Annotated in this window: 22 protein-coding genes; 13 read left to right on the plus strand and 9 right to left on the minus strand. The window is 57.1% G+C overall.

Annotation, left to right across the window (positions count from 1 at the left end; genetic code table 11):
* Positions 1-212: 212 nt before the first annotated feature.
* The 4 genes from purT to GJU83_RS11315 are packed head-to-tail and all read right to left on the minus strand — an operon-like array spanning position 213 to position 2729.
* Positions 213-1403 (minus strand): formate-dependent phosphoribosylglycinamide formyltransferase, encoded by a 1191-nt coding sequence (purT, locus tag GJU83_RS11300; protein ID WP_069184838.1) that lies wholly within the window; start codon positions 1401-1403, stop codon positions 213-215.
* An 18-nt stretch (positions 1404-1421) separates the two neighbouring features.
* The gene (locus tag GJU83_RS11305) at positions 1422-1610 is read right to left on the minus strand and encodes a DUF1289 domain-containing protein (protein ID WP_083231869.1); all 189 of its coding nucleotides are present in this window, start codon (positions 1608-1610) and stop codon (positions 1422-1424) included.
* Entirely contained in the window at positions 1607-2140 is a 534-nt protein-coding gene (locus tag GJU83_RS11310; protein WP_069184839.1) for a gamma carbonic anhydrase family protein, read from the minus strand. The genes GJU83_RS11305 and GJU83_RS11310 overlap by 4 nt, the downstream gene beginning before the upstream one ends.
* Position 2141: 1 nt before the next feature.
* Complete coding sequence (locus GJU83_RS11315) at positions 2142-2729, minus strand: NUDIX hydrolase (protein ID WP_069184840.1); 588 nt, start codon at positions 2727-2729, stop codon at positions 2142-2144.
* Positions 2730-2825: 96 nt separating this feature from the next.
* On the opposite strand from GJU83_RS11315, the gene GJU83_RS11320 reads away from it, so the two are divergent.
* A complete protein-coding gene (locus GJU83_RS11320; RefSeq protein ID WP_069184939.1) occupies positions 2826-3377 on the plus strand; it encodes an NUDIX hydrolase in 552 nt (183 codons plus the stop codon).
* Positions 3378-3386: 9 nt separating this feature from the next.
* Here GJU83_RS11320 and GJU83_RS11325 read toward each other — a convergent pair whose 3' ends face one another.
* Together GJU83_RS11325 and purL are read right to left on the minus strand one after the other, a co-directional pair.
* Positions 3387-3698 (minus strand): YqfO family protein, encoded by a 312-nt coding sequence (locus GJU83_RS11325; protein ID WP_069184841.1) that lies wholly within the window; start codon positions 3696-3698, stop codon positions 3387-3389.
* Positions 3699-4113: 415 nt separating this feature from the next.
* On the minus strand, positions 4114-8019 hold the full coding sequence (purL, locus tag GJU83_RS11330; protein ID WP_069184842.1) for a phosphoribosylformylglycinamidine synthase: 3906 nt from the start codon (positions 8017-8019) through the stop codon (positions 4114-4116).
* Between the two features lie 281 nt (positions 8020-8300).
* Here purL and mltF point away from each other — a divergent pair, with 281 nt between their 5' ends.
* On the plus strand, positions 8301-9815 hold the full coding sequence (gene mltF, locus GJU83_RS11335; protein WP_174805042.1) for a membrane-bound lytic murein transglycosylase MltF: 1515 nt from the start codon (positions 8301-8303) through the stop codon (positions 9813-9815).
* A 19-nt stretch (positions 9816-9834) separates the two neighbouring features.
* Here the strand turns inward: mltF and GJU83_RS11340 are convergent, their stop codons facing one another.
* Complete coding sequence (locus GJU83_RS11340; protein WP_069184844.1) at positions 9835-10305, minus strand: regulatory protein RecX; 471 nt, start codon at positions 10303-10305, stop codon at positions 9835-9837.
* A gap of 178 nt (positions 10306-10483) precedes the next feature.
* On the opposite strand from GJU83_RS11340, the gene GJU83_RS11345 reads away from it, so the two are divergent.
* Positions 10484-12949 (plus strand): DUF349 domain-containing protein, encoded by a 2466-nt coding sequence (locus GJU83_RS11345; RefSeq protein ID WP_069184845.1) that lies wholly within the window; start codon positions 10484-10486, stop codon positions 12947-12949.
* A 13-nt stretch (positions 12950-12962) separates the two neighbouring features.
* Here the strand turns inward: GJU83_RS11345 and GJU83_RS11350 are convergent, their stop codons facing one another.
* Positions 12963-13226: a late competence development ComFB family protein gene (locus tag GJU83_RS11350; protein ID WP_069184846.1), complete on the minus strand. Its 264-nt coding sequence runs from the start codon at positions 13224-13226 to the stop codon at positions 12963-12965.
* A 188-nt stretch (positions 13227-13414) separates the two neighbouring features.
* On the opposite strand from GJU83_RS11350, the gene GJU83_RS11355 reads away from it, so the two are divergent.
* From GJU83_RS11355 to GJU83_RS11370, 4 genes are all read left to right on the plus strand, one after another.
* Positions 13415-14623, plus strand: a complete 1209-nt coding sequence (locus GJU83_RS11355; RefSeq protein ID WP_069184847.1) for an acetyl-CoA C-acetyltransferase — start codon at positions 13415-13417, stop codon at positions 14621-14623.
* 29 nt (positions 14624-14652) lie between these two features.
* Positions 14653-16803 (plus strand): 3-hydroxyacyl-CoA dehydrogenase NAD-binding domain-containing protein, encoded by a 2151-nt coding sequence (locus GJU83_RS11360; protein ID WP_069184848.1) that lies wholly within the window; start codon positions 14653-14655, stop codon positions 16801-16803.
* A 244-nt stretch (positions 16804-17047) separates the two neighbouring features.
* Positions 17048-19231 carry a carboxy terminal-processing peptidase gene (locus tag GJU83_RS11365; protein WP_069184849.1) on the plus strand — a complete coding sequence of 728 codons (2184 nt, stop codon included), beginning with the start codon at positions 17048-17050 and terminating at the stop codon, positions 19229-19231.
* An 18-nt stretch (positions 19232-19249) separates the two neighbouring features.
* Positions 19250-20050 carry a helix-turn-helix domain-containing protein gene (locus GJU83_RS11370; RefSeq protein WP_069184850.1) on the plus strand — a complete coding sequence of 267 codons (801 nt, stop codon included), beginning with the start codon at positions 19250-19252 and terminating at the stop codon, positions 20048-20050.
* Here the strand turns inward: GJU83_RS11370 and mtnA are convergent.
* Positions 20039-21103, minus strand: coding sequence for an S-methyl-5-thioribose-1-phosphate isomerase (gene mtnA, locus GJU83_RS11375; protein ID WP_069184851.1), 1065 nt, complete (start codon positions 21101-21103; stop codon positions 20039-20041). The genes GJU83_RS11370 and mtnA overlap by 12 nt on opposite strands.
* Positions 21104-21216: 113 nt before the next feature.
* Here mtnA and GJU83_RS11380 point away from each other — a divergent pair, with 113 nt between their 5' ends.
* The 6 genes from GJU83_RS11380 to yaaA are packed head-to-tail and all read left to right on the plus strand — an operon-like array spanning position 21217 to position 25790.
* Positions 21217-22554: a TRZ/ATZ family hydrolase gene (locus tag GJU83_RS11380; protein ID WP_069184852.1), complete on the plus strand. Its 1338-nt coding sequence runs from the start codon at positions 21217-21219 to the stop codon at positions 22552-22554.
* A 35-nt stretch (positions 22555-22589) separates the two neighbouring features.
* Positions 22590-23306 (plus strand): bifunctional 2-polyprenyl-6-hydroxyphenol methylase/3-demethylubiquinol 3-O-methyltransferase UbiG, encoded by a 717-nt coding sequence (gene ubiG, locus GJU83_RS11385; protein WP_069184853.1) that lies wholly within the window; start codon positions 22590-22592, stop codon positions 23304-23306.
* A complete protein-coding gene (gene gph, locus GJU83_RS11390) occupies positions 23296-23967 on the plus strand; it encodes a phosphoglycolate phosphatase (RefSeq protein WP_069184854.1) in 672 nt (223 codons plus the stop codon). The genes ubiG and gph overlap by 11 nt, the downstream gene beginning before the upstream one ends.
* Positions 23968-24024: 57 nt before the next feature.
* Positions 24025-24774, plus strand: coding sequence for a YciK family oxidoreductase (locus GJU83_RS11395; protein WP_069184855.1), 750 nt, complete (start codon positions 24025-24027; stop codon positions 24772-24774).
* Positions 24774-25007, plus strand: coding sequence for a glutaredoxin family protein (locus GJU83_RS11400; protein WP_069184856.1), 234 nt, complete (start codon positions 24774-24776; stop codon positions 25005-25007). Before GJU83_RS11395 ends, GJU83_RS11400 begins: the two co-directional genes overlap by 1 nt.
* A 12-nt stretch (positions 25008-25019) precedes the next feature.
* Entirely contained in the window at positions 25020-25790 is a 771-nt protein-coding gene (gene yaaA / locus GJU83_RS11405) for a peroxide stress protein YaaA (RefSeq protein ID WP_069184857.1), read from the plus strand.
* Positions 25791-25811 lie beyond the last annotated feature (21 nt).

Consider the following 25811-nt stretch of genomic DNA (forward strand, 5'->3'; position numbering starts at 1 on the left):
TGCCTTGTCAACCGTTTATTTGAAGAATTTTAAAACTCGTTTTCTTCAATACTTTCAAACGGTTGCCTTTCGAATCTGGAGCCGCCTAAGTGGCTTGCCCCTCGAAAGAGATGCGCATTCTACAGACCTCTCAGGAGGTGTCAACGCTTGCTTCGAATTTTTTTCGAAAAACCTCACCAAGCCGATTTTTGACACCCAATTCCAAGAAAGATTCATAATTCAACGATAACCGATTGCGCAGCATCGCGCGCCTTTTTCCGCGCCTCTTCTATTGAGGCACCCTTCGCAAGCGCAACCCCCATTCGACGACGCCCTTTTAGCTCTGGCTTTCCGAACAGGCGCAACTGGGTATCCGGCTCCGATAGCGCGGACTCCAACCCTGTATAAGAGACTTCTGCTGAATCCCCCTCGGGGAGAATCACCGCCGAAGCTGACGGGCCGGTCTGACGGATAGAGGGGATAGGCAGCCCCAGAATAGCCCGTGCATGGAGTGCAAACTCGGAAAGGTCCTGGGAAACAAGGGTTACCAACCCGGTATCATGAGGGCGTGGCGATACCTCAGAGAACCAGACGTTATCCTCTTTAACGAATAGCTCGACGCCATAGATGCCATATCCGCCGAGATTTTCCACCACAGCACGGGCAACTTCAGCCGAGCGCTCATAGGCCAGCGGCGCCATCGGCTGAGGTTGCCACGACTCACGGTAGTCTCCGTCTTCCTGACGATGCCCTATGGGCTCACAAAACGAAACTCCATCCCGGTGCCTTACAGTCAGAAGAGTTATCTCATAATCGAAGTCCACGAAACCCTCAACGATCACTCTTCCTTTGCCAGCTCGCCCGCCAGATTGCGCATATTCCCACGCGGCCTCAATGTCACCTTCGGTCTTGACCGTGCTTTGCCCTTTTCCCGAGGAGCTCATCACCGGCTTAACGACCAGGGGCAGGCCGATTTCCTGAACGGCAGCAAGATACTCCTCCCGGGAACCTGCAAAGCGGTATGGTGAGGTTGGCAATCCGAGCTCTTCGGCCGCAAGGCGACGAATTCCCTCACGATTCATTGTGAGGTTCACCGCTCTGGCGGTTGGGATAACTTGGTACCCCTCTTCTTCCAACTTAACCAGTTCCGGCGTTGCTATGGCTTCAATCTCAGGAACAATCAGATTTGGCCTTTCCTGCTCGATGACGCGGCGCAGGCTGGCGCCATCCAACATATCGATAACGTGACTTCGATGGGCCACCTGCATGGCAGGCGCATCGGCATAACGGTCGACCGCGATCACTTCAACGCCATAGCGCTGCAACTCGAGAACAACTTCTTTTCCGAGCTCACCGGATCCACAAAACAGAACCCTGAAAGCATTACCTTTAAGTGGTGTACCAATTCGAACTGAGTCAGTCATGATCTGCCAGCACCTCTATTAGCCGTGAATCAGGGATCTCTTTTCTCGCTCCGACACCTTTCGTAGCACTTCGCGACGTTCTTCGTTATCCATTCGGGTCCAGCGGGTGATTTCGTCCCCGCTCCGATGACACCCGACACAGACATCATTCTCATCCAGTGCACAGATGCTCACGCAGGGTGAACGCACTTTATCAGCGACACTCATTTCTTCGGCTCGCAGGGCTTGAGTTCATCGACATACCGGGCCGCATTCTGCACGTAGTGTTGCGCGCTCATTTCGAGCATCTTTTTCTGGTTGTCGTTCAGCTCCCGCTTGATCTTGCCGGGAGAGCCAACAACCATGGAGCCATCCGGTACCTCCATTCCCTCTGGAATGAGGGCGTTGGCACCAATCAGGCAATGCTTGCCGATCTTCGCTCCATTAAGTACAACCGCGTTGATGCCAATCAACGAATAGTCTCCGATCTCACAGCCGTGAAGCATGACCTTGTGGCCGACCGTTACGCCCCTTCCAAGCGTAAGCGGCATACCCGGGTCGGTGTGCAGAACGGAGCCATCCTGGATATTCGTTTCCGGCCCTATGGTGATCAACTCATTGTCCCCGCGGATAACGGCGTTAAACCAGACGCTGGCATTGTCCATGAGTCTCACGTTGCCTATCACCGACGCATTGTCAGCCACGAAGTGCCCCTCACCCGACAATTCCGGCGTTCGGTCATTCAACTGGTAAAACATGTCAGCCTCCTTCAGGCGGTTCAAGCAAGTCAATTCCGGCATCGTACACAGCGTTCAGGAAATCAACCAGAACCACGGCCGACAGCCCCCAGATTTCGTAACGTTCCCACCGATAACACGGAACGTAAAAGGTATGGTTGAGAAAGTTCAGAGCATCCGTGCGCTCTCGCCGGTCCTCCAGAAAAAAGGAGAGAGGCACTCGAAATACACTTTCGATCTCGTGAGGATTCGGCTCCAGAGGATGATCCCCGGGAATGACACCGACGTACGGAGTAACCAGAATTCCATAACGGGACATCACCTGGCTGAGCGGCGCAATAATCTGGACCTGCTCCGGCGGCAGCCCAATTTCCTCGTGGGTTTCACGCAACGCAGTTGCTGCCAGAGATGGGTCCCCGGGATCCCGCTTACCGCCAGGGTAAGCTACCTGTCCGCGATGGGTGGACAGATTTTCAGACCTGAGCGTAAAGATCATTTCAGGGTTTCGGTGATCATCGGTTATCGGAACCAGAATCCCGGCCTCGGGATAATCCAGCGCCAGCTGCCGCGGCGCATAGCCGGCGAGTCGCTCGGCAAGTAAATCACGCAATGTTCGTCTCCACGTTACATCCGGAGGTTGGATGAGACAGAGGCAGCCGGGATCGTTAAACTGACTACCAAACCAATTCAGTATACGGGGAAAATCATGAAGTACTGCAGCACATGCGGCCAGCCGGTTGAACAACGCATCCCCGAGGGCGATAACCGGCACCGCTATGTCTGTGTAAGCTGCGATACCATACATTACCAGAACCCGCGCATTGTCGCCGGAACCGTTCCCGTATGGGAGGGGCAGATACTGCTGTGCCGAAGAGCGATCGAACCGCGCTATGGCTACTGGACGCTGCCCGCTGGATTCATGGAGAACGCAGAAACCACCATTGAAGCCGCCGAACGTGAAACCATGGAGGAGGCTCTCGCTGAAGTAAACATTGAGGGGCTCTATTCGATTATCGATGTGCCACACATCAATCAGGTTCATATGTTCTACCGAGCCACCCTGAAGAACGGGCAATTCGGCGCCGGTGAAGAGTCCCTGGAATCCAGGCTTTTCGGCCTCGACGAGATTCCCTGGGAGGAGATCTCTTTTCCAACCGTGAAGCGAACCCTCGAGCTGTTCCTGGCCGACTACAGGCGCGAATCTTTCGACGTCCATGTGAGCGACATACGCCACCCCATGGCAAAAGACCGTAAATAAAGCCGCAACCTATAACTCCGCCATCCGATAAACCTCGTAAGCGGGCTCCTCATAGGGATGAGCCCGCTTAAGCGCTGCGAGAGCCTCCCGTATCAGCTCGTCGGCACAGACCAGCTCAACCTTGTACTCGTCTACCGCTTCAATCGCACCGGCTTTGCCAATAAACGGGTCGCTTCCATCTAGCGGGCGAAACTGGCCCTGTCCAAGACATTGCCAGGCACAGCAATCGTAATCGCCGATACGGCCAGCTCCGGCATCAAACAAGGCCTGCTTGGTTTGCTCTACGTGGGTTTCCGGAACGAAATAACACAGCTTGTACATAGCAAACCCTCCTCCGGATCGGATATTTTTTGTACAGATTAATGGCTTAGACACTTACCCACAGATTCTGTGGATAACTCTGGGGAAAGTTTTTGGGAACACGGCCCCAAACCCCGTAATCACTGCACTTTCGTTAAATTGGCGACAAAATCACCCGATTCATTTAATCTTTACTTTTCAATAGGTTATGAATTTTGCGCAAAAGTTGAACCGATTTCCCGGTCTTTGTGCACAGAACAAACAAGAAGGCAGCAGCAATGTGCATAAAAATACTGAGTCAAGGGGATTTTTGCCAATTTCGCCAATTTTTTCCCTTGAAAAACGCCCGGAAACGGGGCAGCCAATAAAAAAGCCGGCTTTGGAGTGAACGCTCATGTTGAACGCATCCAAAACCGGCTCTTCCTGACGCTGAGGATTAACCGAACCAGCGTCTCGCATTTCGGAACATGCGAATCCAGGAACCGTCCTCCTGCCATTCTGACGGCCGCCAGGAATGCTGAACAGCTCGGAACACCCGCTCGGGATGCGGCATCATGATGGTAACCCTTCCATCGCGAGTGGTAACACCGGTAATTCCGGCTTCCGATCCGTTCGGGTTATAGGGGTAACGAACCGTTGCCTGCCCCCGGTTATCCACGTAGCGCAGAGCCACGAGCTCGTTCTCGGAGAGCGCCTCTGCGGATGTGCCGCTGGCAAATTCAACCCTGCCTTCGCCATGAGCTACCGCAATCGGCATACGGGATCCGGCCATGCCATCCATGAACGCAGAAGGCGACGGCATCACCTCAGCCATGGCCAGCCTTGCTTCAAACTGTTCCGATTGGTTGCGGACAAAACGAGGCCAGCCCTCGCTGCCGGGAATCAGTTCGTGCAGATTAGACAGCATCTGACAGCCATTGCACACGCCCAGCGCCAAAGTGTCCTGGCGATTGAAGAATGCCGCGAACTGGTCCCTGACGCGATCACTGAAGAGGATCGATTTGGCCCAACCTTCACCAGCGCCCAAAACGTCGCCGTATGAGAAGCCGCCACAGGCAACCAGGCTATTGAAACCATCCAGCGTAACCCGACCGGAGAGCAAATCGCTCATATGCACGTCGACAGAATCGAAACCGGCGCGATCAAAGGCAGCCGCCATTTCGACCTGGCCATTCACGCCCTGCTCTCGCAGAACCGCAACCTTCGGTCGGATGCCTTTGTTGATATAGGGGGCCGCCACGTCTTCGTTGATGTCGTAGGTAAGCTCGGCATGAAGGCCGGGATCTTCCACATCCAGCAGATTATCGAATTCTTCACGGGCACAATCGGCGTTATCCCGCAGAGACTGAACTCGGTAACTGGTTTCTGCCCAAAGACGCTGAAGCTCTACACGAGGTTCATCCACAACGATGCCACCCTCAAAAGTGAGGCGAAGACTGTCGGTGTCGTTCGGGCTGCCAATCACGCTGATGTAATCACCCAGACCCGCGGCAGAGAACTGCTGCAGAACAAAGCCCGTGTCTTCCCTGCGCACCTGGATGACCGCACCCAGCTCTTCGTTAAACAGTTCCCTGGCAAACTGACTGCGATCCTCAGCCAAGCCGTCCAGCTTGATATCAACGCCACAGTGGCCGGCAAAGCACATTTCGGCCAATGTGACGAACAGGCCACCATCGGAACGGTCATGATAAGCCAACAGCTTATCGTCAGAGTTAAGACCCTGGATCACCGCAAAGAAAGCCTTGATGTCCTCTGGATCATCCAGGTCCGGTGCCACGGCGCCGACCTGACGGTAAACCTGAGCCAGAGCCGAACCACCCAGGCGGTTCTGGCCCGCGGCAAGATCCACCAGGATCAAATCCGTCTCACCAGCATCTTTAACCAATTGGGGTGTCAGCGTTCTGGCAACATCGGTTACCGGGGCAAAGCCACTAACGATCAGTGAAAGCGGTGCGGTTACGCTCTTCTGCTCGCCGTTGTCTTCTTCCCACATGGTCTTCATGGACATGGAGTCCTTGCCCACCGGAATCGTGATTCCAAGTTCCGGGCACAGCTCCATGCCTACCGCGCGAACCGTCTCATAAAGATTTTCATCTTCACCCGGGTGTCCGGCAGCCGCCATCCAGTTCGCCGACAACCGTATATCCGACAATTTACCGATCGGCGCGGCGGCCATATTGGTAATGACTTCACCCACCGCCATGCGGCCGGACGCCGGGGCATCAATCGTTGCAACCGGCGTTCGCTCGCCCATGGCCATAGCCTCTCCCGTCCGGACATCGAAGGACGTAGCGGTAACGGCGACATCGGCAACCGGGACCTGCCAGGGCCCAACCATCTGGTCCCGTGCTACCAGGCCGGTAATGGTCCGGTCACCGATGGTGATCAAAAAGCTCTTGGAACCAACCGATGGTAGACGCAGAACACGGCGAATGGCGTCGTCCAGGTCGATTTTGGTGGAGTCGAAGATTGGCTTGGTAAAGGAAGCGCGACTGACGCTCCGGTGCATACGGGGCGGCTTGCCAAACAGCACTTCCATCGGAAGGTCCACCGGCTTGTCGCCGAAGTAGGAATCGCCCAACTCCAGGTGGTGGGCCTCTGTCGCTTCACCAATCACGGCATAGGGGCAACGTTCCCGACGGCAAAGGGCGTCAAACCGCTCCAGATTTTCCGGAGCCACGGCCATCACATACCGTTCCTGGGATTCGTTACACCAGATCTCCAGCGGTGACATGCCCGGCTCGTCACTGGGAATGTCGCGAAGCTCGAATTTGCCGCCGCGGCCGCCATCTTTCACCAGTTCCGGCATGGCATTGGAAAGACCGCCGGCACCAACATCGTGAATAAACGCGATCGGGTTTTGGTCCCCCATCTGCCAGCAACGGTCGATGACTTCCTGGCAGCGACGCTCCATCTCCGGGTTATCCCGCTGAACCGACGCGAAGTCCAGGTTTTCGTTACTGGATCCGGAATCCATGGACGAGGCCGCCCCGCCACCGAGGCCAATCAGCATCGAGGGGCCACCCAGCACGATGAGCTTGGCACCCACCGGGATATTGCCCTTCTCCACGTGCTCTTCACGAATATTGCCGAGACCGCCGGCAATCATGATCGGCTTGTGGTAACCGCGGACTTCCTCGCCAGCGGCACCCGGCACTTTCTCTTCAAAGGTGCGGAAATAACCGGCCAGATTGGGACGACCGAACTCGTTGTTGAACGCCGCGCCGCCAATCGGGCCTTCGATCATGATATCCAGAGCTGAAGCAATCCGCTCCGGTTTGCCATAATTGATTTCCCATGGCTGGGGGTCGTCCGGCAGGTTCAGGTTGGAAACTGTGAAGCCGGTCAGACCTGCCTTGGGCTTGGAGCCCCGCCCGGTTGCGCCCTCGTCGCGAATTTCGCCGCCGGAACCCGTTGCCGCACCGGCCGCCGGGGCAATCGCCGTGGGGTGGTTGTGCGTCTCTACCTTCATGAGGATATGAATATCTTCCTCGTTGTACCCGTAGACCCCGGTCTCCGGATCCGGGAAGAAGCGGCCACCCCGGCTGCCCCGGATAACAGAGGCGTTATCCTTGTACGCCGAGAGAACGCCCTCGCTGTTCATTTCGAAGGTATTGCGGATCATGGCGAACAAAGATTTTTCCTGGCCTTCGCCGTCAATATCCCAGGACGCATTGAATATCTTGTGACGACAGTGCTCGGAGTTCGCCTGTGCAAACATCATGAGCTCAACATCGGTCGGATCCCTTTCAAGATCCGTGAAAGACTTCACCAGGTAGTCGATTTCATCTTCGGCGAGCGCCAACCCCAGGCGTGAGTTCGCCTCAACCAGCGCATCGCGGCCACCCGCCAGAACAGGAACCCGACCAAGAAGGCGCGGTTCTTCATGACTGAACAACAACTCCGCACCGCCCATTTCATGGAAGACCTTCTGGGTCATGCGGTCATGCAGCAGTGCTGCGATCTTCTCACGCTGTTCAAGCCCCAGCTTCCGACCGGAACGAATGTAATAAGCCGTGCCCCGCTCGATTCGGTGTATCTGACGAAGGCCGCAATTTCGGGCAATGTCCGTTGCCTTGCTTGACCAGGGTGACAGGGTTCCCGGGCGCGGAACCACCAGAAAGAGCACCCCGTCCGGCTCTTCCACCGGCACACTCGGGCCATAGGTCAGTAGCCGGTCCAGAATAGCCTGCTCTGCGACGGAGAGGTCCGCCTCCAGATCGACAAAGTGCATGAACTCTGCATAAACGTGTTCGACTTCAGGCACGATATCCTGAATCCGGGAATGCAGTTTGCGGGAACGGAATGGCGAGAGCGCGGGTGCGCCGCGAAGTTCAAGCATGATATCAACCTGTATCGCGCGAAACGGGGAAGTCTGGGTGCAATTTGAAAGGCCGCCATGATACTCGAAAGCGGGTTCGGGATACAGCGCTTGAAGCGTTAATCCCCGACCGCACAATTGACATTGTTTTGCATATTAATTAACCAGATTTATTGACCGGACATCCACCACCAAGGATCATTGGCAATGTGGAACGGATTTCCACACTCAGGATAGCGAGGGTTGCCAAGTCGCCATCGGTAAAGCAACCAGATGATCCAGCCGTGACGGAGACTCGGGACTTGCCCAGAATTTTTGCTGCATTTACAGGCGCATCCGCCAAGATAGCTTGCCTCCTTGGCGCGGCCCTGACATTGACCGGATGTTCACAGCCCAGCACTCTCCAGGAAATTCGGGAGGAGGGTGTGCTGCATGTCATTACCCGTACAGCACCTTCTATCTATGTGGAAAGTGAGGACGGCCCAACCGGTTACGACTATGAACTGGCCAAACTGTTCGCCAACGAGCTGGGCGTGAAACTCCGGATCCGGGTCGCCGAGGACAATACCGAAATTTTGTCAGTGCTGGAGAAGAACTACGCCCACCTGGGCATGCTGGGACTCTCCAGCCAGCCGGAAGCGGTCGGCCAGCACCATACCGTGGCTACCGGCATCAACGCACAATCGATACTGGTTTATAACCGGGAAATGGAACGCCCTGAATCACTGGCAGACCTGGCCGGAAAACCCCTCCACGTGGTGGCTGACAGCAATCATGAACATCGCCTGAATCAGGCCCGGGAAGAAATCTCGGAGCTTCAGTGGCAAGTGCACCCCGGGCTGGACGCTGCTGGGGTTCTGTCCCGGGTCGAGAGCGGCGAATTTCCATATGCGATGGTTTCCTCCAACGAACTTGATCTGAACCACGTGTTTTATCCAATGGTCAAGGAGGCATTTGCGGTTGGCGAACCTGGCGAACTGGCCTGGTTTTTCCCGTCGGCGCAAGATGATTCCCTGGCAAAAGCCGCCCGGCAATTCATCGAAACCCTGGAGGCCGACGGCACCCTGGCCCAGATTGCCGAACGCTTCTATGGGCACCTGGACCGACTCAATTATGTCGGCGCCCGCACTTTCATGCACCACGTCGAAAACCGCTTGCCCAAGTACGAATCTCTGTTTCGGGACTATGCCAGGGAATTCGATTTGGACTGGAGGCTTCTTGCGGCCATCGGTTACCAGGAATCCCACTGGCGTCCCAACGCGGTATCCCCCACCGGCGTCCGCGGTCTGATGATGCTGACGCAGAACACAGCCAGCCACATCGGGATCAACAACCGGTTGGATGCAGAGGAAAGCATCCAGGGCGGTGCCAAGTATTTCCGGATCGTGCATGAGAAGATTCCCGAACGTATCCCCGAACCAGACCGTACCTGGTTCGCCCTCGCCTCTTACAACGTGGGATTTGGCCACCTTGAGGACGCCCGTCGCCTGACGGAAGGTGCAGGAAAAGACCCGGACCGGTGGATGGATGTGAAGGAATTCCTGCCGCTGCTGGCTGAGAAGGAGTGGTATACCAAGACCCGCTTTGGCTATGCCCGCGGCCACGAGCCAGTCATCTACGTTCAGAATATCCGGCGTTATTACGATGTCCTGGCCCGACTCAACGAACCCGCGACGCCTGCGCCAGACCAGGAAGCGCAAATCGTACAGATGGAGGAAAGCCAGAAAGCCGGAGTTCTTTCAGACAGACTGCAGCCGGACGAAAAACTCCGGGCTGGCTTGCCGGCAGAGCTGGGCATGATCCCCCCGACCCTTTGAAGCGTCTCCCCGAAGTGGTCTAGTCGGCACGGGCTTCCAGTGCCCTTTCAACCTGGCTAGCGGAATAACCTCTACGATTCAGAAAACGCGCCTGACGCACCTTTTCATCCCAGTCTTCACTGAGATCCGCCAGCCCAAACCGTTTGTCCCGGATGGCAACAGCCCGTTCACACCAATCTTCCTCAGTCATTTCATCAACGCACTCCGGGGTCCGATGCACCCCTCGTTGCTGAAGTTCCCCCAGAATCCTGAGCGGTCCATAACCAAGATCCATTCTCTGGCGGGCATAAACGTCGGCAAACCGGTCATCATCGAGCCAGCCTTCTTTCTCATAGTCATCCAGAACAGCATCAATAATGTCGCCCGACACCTTTCTCTGACGCAGTTTCAGACTCAGCTCGTAGCGGCTATGCTCCCTTCTGGCAAGCAATCTTAGCGCTGTTGCCCGGGCCTTATATTCCTGATCGTCCTGATTTTCCTGTTTTGCCATACAGACCCTTTCCGCATACGCACACAAAACGCTAGACTAGCCGCGAAATTTTCCGACTGATCAGCATCCCAGGCTGACCAGTCAAACTACCCGGCCTTCCGAACCGGAGGCCGATGGCCGGTGGCGGTCCAACTTTGCCCGACACCGTGAACTGGTTTCAACACCCAAGGATACTTTTATGGCTGCGTTCATCCAGAAACTGTTCAGATCCCGCAAGACACCCGAGGCAGCGCCTAAGCAACGAAAAGCTGTACAGCCCGCGCCTGTCGAACAGGAGGATACCCGGGCCAGCCAGAGAGAAGAACAGCTTACAGCCCTTGAGGGCTCTCCGTCGCAAAGTCTCCTGGCCAAACTCGCGATGGAAGGTGTCACAGCGGATATCCGACAGACCGCAGCCGGCAGACTGACCGACGAAGCCAGTCTCCAGGCAGTACAGAAACAGGCCAAAGGCCGGGACAAAGGGGTCTACCAAACCGTTAAATCGGCCCTTCAGCAACGCCGTGAAGAACAGGCCCGACTGGACAGCATCAGCCAGACCATTGCCACCTTGACCCGTCACGCGCGGGACCAGGCAAAAAGCGACGACACCAAACTTTACGAGGCCCGGCTTGATGCCCTGCTGAAACAATGGACAGAGGTGGAAGAACACGCAACCCCGGAACAGGCGCAAGCATTCCTGGAAGCGGTGCACCAGTGCAAAGAACGCATTGCGACCCTGCAATCTGCAGCGGAGGAGGAAAAGCGCCAGCGAGAGCAGCAGCTACAGCGCCAAGAAACGCTCGACCTGCTTACCCGCACACTGGATGAGCTCAAGGCCCAACCGCCAGAGACCCTGCCCTCGCTCGCCTCTCTGGATGCATTGCAGAAAACCCAGGAAAACCGCTGGCTGGAAGCGACCCGGGATACTGCCGTGGACAAGCAGGAACAGAAGTCCTACGAAACAGCGATGCTGGCGCTGCGCAATTACCTCGGTTCGATCCGTCGGATCACTCAGGACCGGGACGCCATTGTCCAACTCGGTACTTTGGTAGAGGGGGAAGACGACGCTACTGAAGAACAGCGCGCGCAGGCAAAAACTCTGATCGCGGAAATCAACTGGCCGGAAGGGTACCCCATTCCCACACTGCTTGAGCCCTTGCGCAAGCTGGCCGGTAAGCCCAGGTCAAAGCCCCAGCCCCGTGTTGACCAGGAGCAGCAGCGGGCCCTGGCGAAGCGCCTTGAAACCGATCTCGAAAAGCTCGAAGCGGCACTTGAGGCCAAGCAACTCAAAGAATCGAAGCAGCTGTTCAAAACCGCCCAGCAACATTTACGTGATTTGGACCAGCGCCACGCCAAACCCTATCAGGCCCGGGTGCAACTCCTTAACGGACAATTAAGAGAACTCTCGGACTGGCAGGGCTTTGCCACCCAGCCAAAGCAGATTGCCCTATGCGAGCAAATGGAATACCTGGCAGAACAACCCATGGATCCAGAAGCCAAGGCGGAGCGAATCAAGGAACTGCAGAATGAGTGGCGCGATCTGGGCGGCTCTTCGGACCGCAACCTCTGGTCCCGGTTCAAAGCTGCCTCCGACAAGGCCTATGAGCCTTGCAAAGCCTACTTTTCTGCGAAGTCCGGCCTGAAACAGGCCAATCTGGAGAAGCGATCCGCCATTTGCGAGCAACTTGAGAGTTTCCTCAACAATGCCGACTGGTCATCGATCGACTGGAAAGCCGCAGAGCGAATCCACCAGACAGCGCGCCAGGAGTGGAAAGAAGCGTGGCCCGTGGAATTCCGGGACAATCGTGCCGTCCAGAAACGCTTCGATGAACTGCTCAAGAAGCTTGAGGCGCCACTCGATGAGGAGCGCCGGAAAAACGAAGCACTGAAACAGGCGATTGTCGAAAAGGCCGAGGCTCTGGTTGACCACGAACCACTCCAGGAGGCCATGAATCAGGCCAAGGCCCTGCAGGGGGACTGGCAGGCGATCGGCATTACCCGTCACCGGGAAGACCGCAAACTATGGCAGGCTTTCCGCAAGGCCTGCGATCAAATCTTTGCCCGCCGCGATGCCGAGCGCACAGAACAGCAGCAGGCATCGCGGGCCGCCGACGAGTCAGCGCAGGCTGCTCTGGAGCAGGTTGCCGAGGCATCCTCAGACAGTCATGAGGAGTCAGTAACGGCGGCCCTTGCGACGCTTCGTGGAATCGACGAGTCAAACCTGTCCAAGGGCGTCAGAGAGCAGGTTCAGCAGGAAAAGCAGCGGCTGAACAAGGCGCTTTCCGAGCTGAAGCTTCGGGCAAAAATGGCATCGTGGCAGTCTCTTGTAATGGCTGCCACAACGGGCGAAACCGCCAATGATTCCGTGCCCCAACACTGGACCGCGCTGGCGGATGCCTCAGACGCCAGTGATCCGGCCGAGCTGGTGATACGGGCGGAAATTCTGTGCGGCGTCCCCTCACCCGAAACCGACCAGCAGCGCCGCATGGAAATACAGGTACGGCGCCTGGCTGATGGCATGGGATCCGCCGACAACGGCAATGATCAAATGCAGGACGTGGAAAAGCTGCTCGCGAGCTGGTGCCTGGCCGGAATCGGCAAAGACGCAAACACAGAGCTGGCCGAGCGCCTGAACAAGGCCCTTGCCAACCTGAACCAGGCCTGAAGCACCCTGCGGTTTATTCCCGCTGGTGCTCTTTAACGAAGTCCCTGGCCTCCTTAACGGCGGCCAGGGATTTCTGTTTCATCCCCTTGAGTTCTTCGTCGGCCAGGTAGAACATCATATCGATTGAATGGCGATAATACCGCGTTGGAAGGCGGTTCAGGGCCACGCACATCACATCGATAAGATAATCCGCCGTGTCGGACTCCTCCCGCGTTGCCTCAATGGCATCCACCACCAGTCGTTCGTAAAAGTTGTCGATCGCATCTCGCAGAGACATGGCTTTCGCCTCCTGAATTCGTCTGCGGTTTCTAACACCATAGAAGCCACCTCCCGCCTTGTCATGGTTCCTGAGCAATTTCGCCAATGCGATTGGCAGCCCGCGTCATTACACCCCCTGGTCGCAACGGGCTATGGTTGTGTCATCGGTAAATCAATTCCGAAAACAATATGACCAGAGGACAAGCAATGACCACCGAGGCGTATATCTTCGATGCAGTCCGCACCCCCAGAGGGCGTGGAAAAAAAGACGGATCACTTCACAGCGTCAAACCCATCACGCTGTTGACCACAGTGCTCCACGCGCTGCAGGAGAGGAACAGCCTGGACACCGCCCAGGTGGATGACATCGTAATGGGCTGCGTGACCGCCGTTGGCGACCAGGGTGCGGACATCGCCAAGACAGCCGCTCTGGCGGCCGACTGGGATGAAAAAGTGGCCGGCGTTACCCTCAATCGTTTCTGCGCGTCCGGACTTGAAGCCGTTAACCTGGCCGCCATGAAAGTACGCTCCGGTTGGGAGGACATGGTGGTTGCCGGTGGCGTGGAGGCCATGTCGCGGGTACCCATGGGCTCTGACGGCGGAGCCTGGGCCACGGACCCGGAAACCAACCTGCATACCGGTTTCATGCCCCAGGGTATCGGCGCAGACCTGATAGCCACGCTTGAAGGCTTCAGCCGTGAAGATGTCGATGGCTTTGCGGTGAAATCCCAGCAGAAAGCCGCTAATGCATGGCAGAACGGCTACTTTGCAAAATCCATTATTCCCGTCACGGACCAGAACGGTGTCGTGATCCTCGACCGTGACGAGCATGTGCGCGGCAACACGACGCTGGAGAGCCTGGGTGGCCTCAAACCCTCCTTTCAGATGATGGGTGAAATGGGCTTCGACGGTGTCGCACGGGAGAAGTACCACTACGTTGAGAAGATCAACCACGTGCATCACGCCGGTAACTCCTCCGGTATTGTCGACGGCGCCACCGCCATGCTGATCGGCAGCGAAGCCAAGGGCAAGGCCATGGGCCTGACACCACGCGCCCGCATCGTTGCCACAGCCGTCACCAGCACCGATCCAACCATCATGCTCACCGGTCCTGCGCCGGCGGCGCGCAAAGCGTTGGAAAAAGCGGGCATGACCGCCGACCAGATTGACCTGTTTGAAGTGAACGAGGCCTTCGCGTCCGTGGTGATGCGCTTCCAGCGGGAACTCTCGGTTCCCGACGAAAAAGTGAACGTGAACGGCGGCGCCATCGCCATGGGCCACCCGCTTGGTGCCACCGGCGCCATGATTCTTGGCACCTTGCTGGATGAGCTGGAGCGGCGTGAACTGCGCTACGGCCTGGCTACCCTCTGCGTTGGTGGCGGCATGGGCATTGCCACCATCATTGAGCGCGTCTGAACCCGTCCACTTTTCAAGGAGAACCGATTATGAGTGCCATCCGTTACGAACTGGGTTCAGATCAGATCCTGACCCTCACCATCGACATGCCGGGCCAGTCCGCCAACACCATGAATGCCACTTTCCGGGACGCCCTCTCGGAGACGGCAGCGAAAGTAAGAGATGACCTGGACAACATCCGCGGCGTGATCATTACCTCAGCCAAAAAAACCTTCTTTGCCGGCGGCGATCTGACAGAGCTGCACAAGGTCACACAGGCCGACGCCAAAACCTTTGAGGACATGGTCAACGGCCTGAAAGCCCACATGCGCTTCCTCGAAACCACCGGCAAACCCGTGGTGGCCGCTATCAACGGCTCTGCCCTGGGCGGTGGTCTGGAGATCGCCCTGGCCTGCCACCATCGCGTGGCGATTGACGACGTCAGCATTCAACTGGGCTTGCCGGAGGTGACGCTGGGCCTGCTTCCCGGCGGTGGCGGAACCCAGCGACTGCCCCGGATGATTGGTCTTGAGGCAGCCTTCCCGTTTCTGATGGAAGGCAAAAAGGTGAACCCCGAGGCCGCACTTAAGGCTGGCATTGTCGACGAACTGGCCGATTCTGCCGACGACATGATCACCAAGGCCCGGGCATTCATCGATGCCAATCCCAAGTGTCACCAGCCGTGGGACCAGAAAGGCTTCAAGTTTCCTGGCGGGGCGCCTCACCATCCCGCCATGGCCCAGAAACTGGCCATCGCACCGGCCATGCTGAAGCAGAAAACCAAAGGCTGCTATCCGGCGCCGGAACGCATTCTCTCCGCGGCCGTCGAGGGAGCCCAGGTGGATTTCGACAACGGTAGCCTGATCGAGACCCGGTATTTTGCCGAGCTGGTGATCGGCCAGGTCGCCAAGAACATGACCGGCACCTTCTGGTTCCAGCTGAACGCCATCAAGGCGGGCGGCAGCCGGCCCGATGGCGTCGAGAAAGAAACCTTCCGCAAGGTTGGCGTGCTTGGCGCCGGCATGATGGGCGCAGGTATTGCCTATTCCACAGCCACGCGGGGAATCGACGTGGTGTTGAAAGATGTCTCCGTGGAGAACGCCGAAAAAGGCAAGAGCTACTCCGAGAAATTGCTGGCCAAGAAAGTCAGCCGTGGCCGGATGAGCGAAACGCAGAAGGCAGAGATCCTCGGGCGCATCAAAGCCACGGATTCTGCGGATGATCTGGAAGGCTGCGATCTGGTAATCGAAGCCGTCTTTGAAGACAGCGAACTGAAAGCCAGGGTAACCCAGGAAGCTGAACCGAAGCTGGTAAACAACGGAATCTTCGCCTCCAACACGTCCACTATCCCCATCACCCAACTCGCCGAGGCCTCCGCGAACGCCGAGAACTTTATTGGCCTGCATTTCTTCTCACCGGTAGACAAGATGCAACTGGTGGAAATCATCGTCGGCGAGAAAACCTCTGATGAAACGCTGGCACGCTCGTTCGACTACGTTCAGCAGATCGGCAAGATCCCGGTGGTGGTGAATGACAGCCGGGGATTCTTCACTTCCCGGGTTTTTGGCACCTTTGTCAATGAAGGCATCTGCATGCTGGGCGAAGGCATCCACCCATCCAGCATTGAGAATGCAGGACTACTGGCCGGCATGCCGGTGGGACCTCTGGCGATCTCGGACGAAGTCAGCATGACCCTTATGCAGCACATCCGGGACCAGAGCAAGAAAGACACCGAGGCGGCAGGCGGCACCTGGACCCCCCACCCGGCTGAGGCGGTGATTGATGCCATGGTCAACGAGCACGGGCGCAAGGGCAAAGCCTCGGGCGCCGGGTTCTACGACTACCCCGCCAGTGGCAAAAAACACCTTTGGCCGGAACTGGAAAACCTGTTCGTGGATAGCGGCAAGGCTCGGGCAGTCGAACTGCAGGAGCTGAAGGACCGGATACTGTTCATTCAGGCCATTGAAACGGTGCGCTGCCTCGAGGAAGGCGTATTGCGCACGGTGGAAGACGCCAACATCGGCAGCATCTTCGGCATTGGCTATGCGCCCTGGACCGGTGGCGCCATCCAGTTCATCAATCAATACGGAGTGAGAGCGTTCACGGAACGGGCATCAGAGCTCGCCAAAACCTATGGTGAGCGCTTTGCACCGCCCAGACTGCTGCAGGAAAAGGCGGAAACCAACACAACGTTCGCCTGATCAAACCCTGCTGACTCATTGCCGGGCGGGATGCGCTTCCGCCCGGCATACCTACCAATCAAAGACCTACGCAATCGACCATCATCCGGTTACCAACCTGGCGCCTTCATGGACAGATTGTCACGAACCGATACGCCCTGCCTATGGCATCGGGTGTAGTGCTTGCCTACAATAAATTTATAAGTCACGGGTAGACACTCCCTCCGAAAGCCGAGGGGCTCCCCACACCGTCAGGTACGCATTTATGACCATCGCGGAAAGAATTATGGCTCGTCGCACCCTGGCCGGAACTGGTCGATCCGGGGTGTGCAAGGCAATGGCTGTAGCCTTGCTACTGTCGACGCCACTGGGACTGCATGCCAAGGTTGAAACCCCAGCTGTCTACGAGCCGGTTGCGCCGACGATCGATCAGGCGCGCGCTAACATTCTGATTGCCCGTCAGCTGCAGTTTACGCATTTCCGCGACCTTGGAATCAGCGACGAATTGTCTGGCGACGTGTTTGATGCCTACCTGGACTATCTGGACGGCCAGCGAATCTACCTGTCACAAGACGACATTGCGAAATTCGACAAAATCCGGACCCAGTTGGGCTCTGCCCTGAAAACCGGCCAGCTCCAGCCGGGCTTTGATATCTACAACCTTGTTCAGCAACGGATTATCGAGCGTCTGCAGTTTGCACTGGCAATCATCGACAACGGCATAGACTCGCTGGACTTCTCGGCCAACGAGAGCATTCTGGTGGACCGCTCAGAAGCGGACTGGGAGGCGGATGCCAAGGCGCTGGACGAACTGTGGGTAAAACGCATCAAAAACGCAGTATTGGCACAGCGACTGAACGGTGCCGACGATGAGGCCATCGTTGAAACTCTGCGCCGGCGCTACGAAGGTCAGCTCAAGCGCGCGTACCAGGCCAGAAGCGAAGATGCTTTCCAGGCCTACATGAATGCGTTTACCGGAATGTGGGATCCGCACACATCCTACTTTTCACCGCGCACCTCCGAGAACTTCAACATCAACATGAGCCTTTCCCTGGAAGGCATTGGAGCGGTCCTTCAGTCAGATAACGAATACACCAAGGTAGTGAGACTGGTGCCCGGCGGACCGGCGTCCAAGCAGGGTCAGCTTGAACCGGCAGACCGCATAGTCTCGGTGGCACAGGAAGGTGAAAAACCGGTGAATGTGATTGGTTGGCGGCTGGACGAAGTTGTAGATCTGATTCGCGGGCCAAGGAACTCGACCGTCACCCTGGAAGTCATTCCGGCTAACGCGTCTGACGAGACCATCACCGAAACCATCGCGATCAAGCGCGATGAGGTGAAACTGGAAGAACAGAGCGCCAGCAAGGACACCATCCGGATTGAGCGCGGTGGCAAGGAATACACGATTGGCGTAATCACCATCCCCACGTTCTATGCCGATTTCCAGGCCATGCAGGCCGGAGACCCGAACTACAAGAGTACAACCCGGGACGTTCGTAACCTCATCGCGGAACTCGAAGCCGAGGGCGTTGATGGACTGGTCATGGATTTGCGCAACAATGGTGGTGGCGCCCTGCACGAGGCCAACGATCTGGTAGGGCTGTTTATCGATAAAGGCCCCACTGTTCAGATCCGCAATGCCAATAACGATGTGCAGGTATTGAACGATGAGGACCCTTCGGTCGCCTATGATGGCCCGCTGGTGGTACTCACCAACCGTATGAGCGCGTCAGCGTCCGAAATTTTCGCCGGCGCCATCCAGGACTATGGCAGGGGGCTGGTCGTTGGTTCCCAGACCTTCGGCAAAGGTACCGTTCAGGCGGTGCGTCCGCTGAACCATGGCCAACTCAAGATCACCCAGTCGAAGTTCTATCGGGTATCAGGCGGCTCCACCCAGCACAAAGGGGTGATTCCGGATATCGAGATTCCATCCCGCATCGACAAGACCCGCATCGGTGAGGACGCCCTTGATCATGCCCTGCCCTGGGACCAGATCGAAGCCGTCCCGCACACGCGTTACTTCGATTTCAGCGGTATTATTGATGAGCTTCGCAAGCGACACGAAGAGCGGTTCTCAACCAATCCTGAATTCAGTCTGTTGCAGCAGGAAATCGACTTCCTCACCAAGCAGCGCGCCACGGACAGCGTCAGCCTTAATCTGGAAGAGCGTCGTGCCGAACACGAACAAATTGAGCGCACGCGTCTGACAATTGCGAATGCCAGGCGGGAACTGAAAGGGCAGCCACCATTCGATTCCCTTGAAGCCCTCGAAGACTGGCAGGACCAACAGGCAGCTGATCTGGATTCCACCGACGAAGAACTGGATTTCGTGATCCGTGAAGGTGGCCATATCATGGCTGACATGCTGGACCTGGATAACCGCATGGCGTCCATCCTGGACCCGCAACAGTTCGCCGCACAGGCTCCGGCCTCCGCGGTAACCCGGTAAGCGGATGCCTACAGGCCCATGACGGAAAAGGACACCAGCGGGCAGGATGGCCGCCAGAAAGCGCGAATGCTCCAGGACATGCTTCTGGATGCCCTGCATGCCATGCGCTCGCTGGAGCAGGTGGAAGGGCTGGAAAAACCGGTAACCCAGGAACGGACGCCGGAAGGTCTTATCGACCGCCTGGCCAGCCTCACCGGGTCAGCGCTCCGGTTCGGGGTGAAGGCCACAGATACGTCACTTCGGGTTGGTCGGGCCCTGATGAATTCCCAGGATCAGTTGCGGGCGATGCTCACGGCGGGTCAGTCCCTGAAGGACATCCGGGAAGTGGCCGGTCTAACCTTGTCGGAAATGAGCGAGGCCCTGAACCTGCGGGACAAGTCGGTTCTCGAGGCCATTGAGAATGGCACCTCCACTCTCTCCTTCGAGCTGATTCTGCGTCTCGCGGCTCTCATTGCCCGGAATGATCCAATCCCTTTTATCATGCGCACCACGCGCAACTACAACCCGGAAGTCTGGCAGATTCTGAATGACTGGGGTGTGGCGAAACTCCCCCTGCAGTTCGAGCGGGAACGCGAATTCATCAACATCTTCCGCCGGCATGACGACGCACGGACGCTCTCGGATGAGGGCTTCCAGAAAGTGCTGGAGTTCACCCGCCAGAGCTTTGAGATGTCCCTGCACTTTATCGAAGAACAGGAACGGGAGGTGGCCGAACTTCAGGCTGCCTACGAGGACAAACACCCCGAAGGGCCATCCAGACCCGAGAAATCCCCCGTCCGAAAGAAGCGGCAGGCGGGCGGCCCGTCTTCAACCAAATAGTGCTCTCATACCGGTAATATTCGGGTTATGCACGACGCCCTTTTCAGTAACGATGGCGTCGATAAGGTTGGCCGGTGTCACATCAAAAACCGGGTTGAACACATTGACGCCTTCCGGCGCCAGAGGAATACCCCGGATTTCCCGCACCTCAATCCCGTCCCGTTCTTCTATGGGAACATCCGCGCCTGACTCCAGAGCCATATCCACGGTGCTCGACGGTGCCACCACCATGAAGCCCACTTTATGATGCCTGGCCAGCACCGCAAGACTGTAGGTGCCAATCTTGTTAACCACATCGCCATTGGCGGTGATGCGGTCGGCGCCGACAATGACCCAACGGACATCGTTACGAGCCAATATTGCTGCCGCAGCGCCATCAGCGTTCAAAGTGACAGGAATGCCGTCCCGAGAGAGTTCCCAGGCCGTTAGCCGGCCACCCTGAAGCCAGGGTCGGGTTTCATCGGCATAGACGTCTTTCAACAGTTTTTCCTCGTGCAGCCGTCGAACAACGCCCAGAGCCGTGCCGTAGCCGCCGGTGGCAAGTGCACCGGTGTTGCAGTGGGTCAACACCGAAAGCGGTTTCTCTGCACCGATGAATTCCAGGGCATGGTCCGCCATGGCAAAATTGGCAGCCAGATCTTCTTCATGGATTGCCTCGGCCTCATTGGCCAAACGTTTCTCCGCTTCGTCGAGAGAGTGACAGGCGTGGAAGACCCGTTCCATCCGTTGCAACGCCCAGAACAGGTTCACCGCCGTGGGCCGTGATGCCGCCAGCTCACGAATGGATTGTTTAATTTCAGCTTTCCAGTCGCCACCGCCGGCATGCCTGGCTGCCAGGGCCACCCCGTAGGCTGCGCTGATGCCGATCGCCGGAGCGCCACGAACCACCATGTCCCGGATGCTTTGTGCCACACCCGCAGCGCCCTCCAGGGTGATCCAGTGTTCCTCCCCGGGCAGCAGGCGTTGGTCCAGCAATTCGAGACTGCTGCCATGCCACCGTATTGCAACGGTACCAATGCCGCGTTCAGAAGAGGGTTTCGGGGTGGTTGCCATAGAAAACTGCTCCGGTTTTTCAGCGCTGAAAACTGCCAGTATAACGGTTATACTTCCGGGCTACATTTTCAAGGTGCGGCAGGGTCGCACCAAGCGCTGTAAGGCAGGAATGAATGACGGCAGATACCATCACTGCAGCCGATATCCGCATCAACGCGCGCTGGCTGATTCCAATTGAGCCAGCGGGCACAGTGCTTGAGAATCACGCCGTCATAATTCAGGGGAGCCGCCTGGTCGCCGTTATCCCTCAGGAGCAGGCGGACCAGACCTTCCGAACCCGTGAAACCGTCGATCTTCCCCACCATGTTGTCATGCCCGGCTTGATCAATATGCACGGCCACGCAGCCATGACACTGTTTCGGGGGATGGCGGATGATCTGCCGCTCATGACCTGGTTGAATGATCACATCTGGCCGGCCGAAGGTCGCTTTATCAGCGAACAGTTCATTGCCGATGGCACGCAACTGGCCATGGCAGAAATGCTGCGCACCGGAACCACCACGTTCTCGGACATGTATTTCTTTCCGGAGATCGCTGCACAGGTCGCCCATGATGCGGGCATGCGCGCCCAGATCTGTTTTCCGCTGCTGGATTTCCCGACACCCTGGGGTGCCGGTCCGGACGAGTATCTGAGCAAAGGTGCCGACTTTATAGACACCTGGAAGACCGACGGCTACATCATGCCGGCCATTGGCCCCCATGCCCCCTACACGGTTTCCGACGGCCCGATGGCTGAAGCGGTACGGCTATCGGAAAAAACCGGTGCCGTCATCCAGGTACATCTGCACGAAACTGCCTTTGAAGTAACCGAGGCCATTGAAAAAGGTGGCCAGCGCCCGACGGCCAGACTGGCAGACCTCGGCGTACTTCGCCCGGAGACCCAGTGCGTGCACATGACGCAGATCGATGAAAGCGATGTGAACCTGCTGAAACAATCGGGAGCCCATGTCATTCACTGTCCGGAATCGAACCTGAAATTGGCCAGCGGCCTTTGCCCGGTGCAGGACCTTCTGGACAACGGGATTAATGTTGCGATTGGCACTGACGGCGCCGCCAGCAACAACGACCTGGATCTGTTCGGAGAACTTCGCACCGCTGCCATGGTGGCCAAAGTAGTAGCCGGTGATGCCTCGGCGTTGTCTGCCCACAAGGCTCTGGAAATGGCAACCATCAACGGAGCCCGGGCCCTGGGGCGGGACCACGAACTCGGATCACTGGTTGAGGGCAAGCTGGCAGACATCATTGCCATTGACCTGAGTGACCCGTTTTTGCAGCCGGTTTACGATCCGGCTTCGCACCTCGTCTACAGCAACCATGGTCGATCAGTAAGCCACAGCTGGATTAACGGCGTACCACAATTACAGGACGGCCGGCTAACCCGCATTGACGTCGCCGATCTCATGCTCCGGGTTGAAGATTGGGCCGGGCGTATCCGTACAAAGGCAAACTAACCGATTTCTTATTGATCCATCAGGCAGAACCAACCATGACAAACCAGAATGTAGACCGGAACGAAATCGCCAAGTTCGAGGCCCTGGCCAGTCGCTGGTGGGACCCCACGAGCGAATTCAAACCGCTACACGACATCAATCCGCTACGCCTGAATTACATTGATGAGCGCGTATCCCTGGCTGGCAAGCGCGCCCTGGATGTCGGCTGCGGTGGCGGCCTTTTGTCTGAGGGCATGGCCCAGCGCGGCGCCCATGTTACCGGTATCGATATGGGCGAGGCGCCCCTTGCGGTCGCTCGACTCCATGGCATGGAGAGCGGTGTGAACGTGGATTACCAGCAAATCACCGTCGAAGAACTGGCGCAGGACAGCGAACATGCTGGCCAGTACGATGTCGTGACCTGTCTGGAAATGCTGGAGCATGTCCCGGATCCGGCATCGGTCATCAAGGCGTGTGCGGCCATGCTCAAACCCGGCGGCCATCTGTTTGTCTCGACCATCAACCGGAACCCCAAGTCGTTCCTGTTTGCCATTGTCGGCGCCGAATACGTGCTTCGTTTGCTACCAAAGGGCACTCACGAATGGAAGAAGTTTATCCGGCCCTCTGAAATGTCCGATCATCTGCGCCACGCAGGCCTGGATGTCCGGGAACTGACGGGTATGACCTATAACCCGATTACCAAGATCTATAAACTCGGTAGAGACGTGGACGTTAACTACCTGATGCACGCCAGGGATATCCGTGAAGCCTGAAAACACGCATCAAGCCTCGGCAGTCCTGTTCGACCTGGATGGTACTCTGATTGACACGGCACCGGATTTCATCCGCTGCCTCAATCAGTTGCGGGAACAATACGGCATGCCCGCCCTGCCCCCGGAGCATATTCGACGCTCCGTCTCAAACGGCGCTCGGGCCATGATCCGGGTCGGCTTCGGCCTGGAACCGGAGCACCCGGAGTACCTGGAAAAACACACAGCTTTCCTCGACCTCTACGAGGCCGGAGTGGCTGTAGAAACCCGCCTGTTCGAAGGCATGGATGAATTACTCCAGGCTCTTGAGGAACAGGGGATCCCCTGGGGCATTGTCACCAACAAGCCTGCCCGTTTTGCGGTTCCGCTAGTCGAAGCTCTGAATCTTGCGAACCGATGCGCTGCCCTGGTGTGCCCCGATCATGTTGCCCAGCGCAAACCTCATCCGGAGGCCCTGTTTCTCGCCTGCCAGCAAATGGGAACCGAGCCTGGTTCAGGGATTTATGTAGGCGATCACGAACGGGACATCGAAGCAGGTCGCAATGCCGGAATGAAGACTATCGCGGTCCGCTACGGTTATATCGAAGAGCCGGAAACCATTGACCTGTGGCAAGCAGATCTTATTGCCGACACCGTCACGGACCTGGCAAAGCTGTTACAATAGTCGATCAATTTTAAGATCCGGTGTTTAACCGGTAACAGCCTGACACGGAGACAGGTTATGCATGATTACCAAGCACCCGCCGATCTTCTGAAAGACCGTATCGTTATGGTGACGGGTGCCGGCAGCGGCATTGGCCGGGCTGCGGCAAAGGCCTTTGCCGCCCATGGTGCGACCGTCGTACTTGTTGGCCGAACTGTAGGAAAGCTGGAAACGGTCTACGACGAAATCGAGGCCGCCGGGCACCCCAAGCCCGCCATCGTGCCCATGAACTTTGAGGGCGCTGCGGTGAAGGACTATGAAGAACTGGCCATGACGCTGGAAGACAACTTCGGCCAACTGGACGGTTTACTGCACAACGCGGCCATCCTGGGCGATCGCAGCCCGGTTGAACTGTATGACCCGGAAACCTGGAACAAGGTCATGCACGTCAATGCAACAGCCCCGTTTCTGCTCAGCCGGGCCATGATCCCCCTGCTGCGCAAATCCGACGATGCTTCGGTGATTTTCACGTCTTCCGGTGTCGGTCGCAAAGCCAAAGCCTACTGGGGCGCTTACGCAGTCTCCAAGTTTGCGGTTGAAGGCCTCAGTCAACTTCTGTCCGAAGAACTGGATGACGAACGCCACAATGTCCGGGTGAACAGTCTGAACCCGGGCGCGACCCGTACCAATATGAGAGCCCACGCCTACCCGGCGGAGAACCCACAGCAAAATCCGGCACCGGAAGACCTGATGCCGATTTACCTGTATCTCATGGGCAAGGACAGCCAAGGCGTCAACGGCCAGAAACTGGACGCACAGCCGAAATAATGGAACTGCTTTTCTACACGACATCCCAGTGCCATTTGTGCGAGCTGGCTGAAGCCCTGCTTGTCAGTACGCCCATGCCGGAACCCATACCGGTAGACGTGGTGGATATTGCCCAGTCCGAAAAGCTGGTGGAGCGGTACGGCACCCGGATTCCAGTGCTGCGACGCAACGACACCGGTGCGGAACTGGACTGGCCGTTTACCAGGGATGAATTACTCACATTCCTGCAATGAGGATTGCCTGACATGTTGATGGTTATTTCCCCTGCAAAAACGCTGGACTACGAAAGCCCGCTGGCAACTGACACCTATACCCAGCCGGAATTTCTCGACGACGCCTGTGAGCTGGTTGACCAACTGAAGGAACTGGAGCCGCATCAGATAAGCAACCTGATGAGCATCAGCGACAAGCTGGGCCAGCTGAACGCGGAGCGCTTCCAGAACTGGCACACGCCGTTCACCCCCGAGAATGCCCGCCAGGCGGTACTGGCCTTCAAGGGTGATGTTTATACCGGCCTGGACGCAGAGAGCTTCAGCGAGGAGGACTTCGAGTTTGCCCAACAGCATCTGCGCATGCTCTCCGGCCTGTATGGGGTCCTGAAACCGCTGGACCTGATGCAACCCTATCGCCTGGAGATGGGTACCCGGTTCGAGAATAACCGTGGCAAGGACCTGTATGCCTTCTGGGGGAGCAAGATTACTGACGAGATCAACCGGCTGCTGGCAGACGACGACGGCGTGCTGGTAAACCTGGCCTCCAACGAGTATTTCAAAAGTGTAAAGAAGAAAGACCTTGAAGGTAGGCTGATTACCCCCCAATTCAAGGATTGGAAGAATGGTCAGTACAAGATGATCAGCTTCTACGCCAAGAAAGCCCGCGGCCTGATGTGCCGATTTGCCATCCAGAACCGCATTACCCAGGCCGACGACCTCAAAGGTTTTAACCTCGAAGGCTATTACTTCAGCGAAGACCAATCCGATAAGAACAACTGGGTTTTCCTGCGGGATGAACAGTAATCCACGTTGACATCGGAGTAA

Source organism: Marinobacter salsuginis, from assembly GCF_009617755.1.
GTDB classification, from domain to species: Bacteria; Pseudomonadota; Gammaproteobacteria; order Pseudomonadales; family Oleiphilaceae; genus Marinobacter; species Marinobacter salsuginis.

Bases quoted from the DNA above. Each gene is read 5' to 3' on its own strand.
- purT (WP_069184838.1), bottom strand. From the start codon at position 1,403: ATGACTGACTCAGTTCGAATTGGTACACCACTTAAAGGTAATGCTTTC.
- GJU83_RS11305 (WP_083231869.1), bottom strand. From the start codon at position 1,610: ATGAGTGTCGCTGATAAAGTGCGTTCACCCTGCGTGAGCATCTGTGCA.
- GJU83_RS11310 (WP_069184839.1), bottom strand. From the start codon at position 2,140: ATGTTTTACCAGTTGAATGACCGAACGCCGGAATTGTCGGGTGAGGGG.
- GJU83_RS11320 (WP_069184939.1), top strand. From the start codon at position 2,826: ATGAAGTACTGCAGCACATGCGGCCAGCCGGTTGAACAACGCATCCCC.
- GJU83_RS11325 (WP_069184841.1), bottom strand. From the start codon at position 3,698: ATGTACAAGCTGTGTTATTTCGTTCCGGAAACCCACGTAGAGCAAACC.
- purL (WP_069184842.1), bottom strand. From the start codon at position 8,019: ATGCTTGAACTTCGCGGCGCACCCGCGCTCTCGCCATTCCGTTCCCGC.
- GJU83_RS11340 (WP_069184844.1), bottom strand. From the start codon at position 10,305: ATGGCAAAACAGGAAAATCAGGACGATCAGGAATATAAGGCCCGGGCA.
- GJU83_RS11345 (WP_069184845.1), top strand. From the start codon at position 10,484: ATGGCTGCGTTCATCCAGAAACTGTTCAGATCCCGCAAGACACCCGAG.
- GJU83_RS11350 (WP_069184846.1), bottom strand. From the start codon at position 13,226: ATGTCTCTGCGAGATGCGATCGACAACTTTTACGAACGACTGGTGGTG.
- GJU83_RS11355 (WP_069184847.1), top strand. From the start codon at position 13,415: ATGACCACCGAGGCGTATATCTTCGATGCAGTCCGCACCCCCAGAGGG.
- GJU83_RS11360 (WP_069184848.1), top strand. From the start codon at position 14,653: ATGAGTGCCATCCGTTACGAACTGGGTTCAGATCAGATCCTGACCCTC.
- GJU83_RS11365 (WP_069184849.1), top strand. From the start codon at position 17,048: ATGACCATCGCGGAAAGAATTATGGCTCGTCGCACCCTGGCCGGAACT.
- GJU83_RS11370 (WP_069184850.1), top strand. From the start codon at position 19,250: ATGACGGAAAAGGACACCAGCGGGCAGGATGGCCGCCAGAAAGCGCGA.
- mtnA (WP_069184851.1), bottom strand. From the start codon at position 21,103: ATGGCAACCACCCCGAAACCCTCTTCTGAACGCGGCATTGGTACCGTT.
- GJU83_RS11380 (WP_069184852.1), top strand. From the start codon at position 21,217: ATGACGGCAGATACCATCACTGCAGCCGATATCCGCATCAACGCGCGC.
- ubiG (WP_069184853.1), top strand. From the start codon at position 22,590: ATGACAAACCAGAATGTAGACCGGAACGAAATCGCCAAGTTCGAGGCC.
- GJU83_RS11395 (WP_069184855.1), top strand. From the start codon at position 24,025: ATGCATGATTACCAAGCACCCGCCGATCTTCTGAAAGACCGTATCGTT.
- GJU83_RS11400 (WP_069184856.1), top strand. From the start codon at position 24,774: ATGGAACTGCTTTTCTACACGACATCCCAGTGCCATTTGTGCGAGCTG.
- yaaA (WP_069184857.1), top strand. From the start codon at position 25,020: ATGTTGATGGTTATTTCCCCTGCAAAAACGCTGGACTACGAAAGCCCG.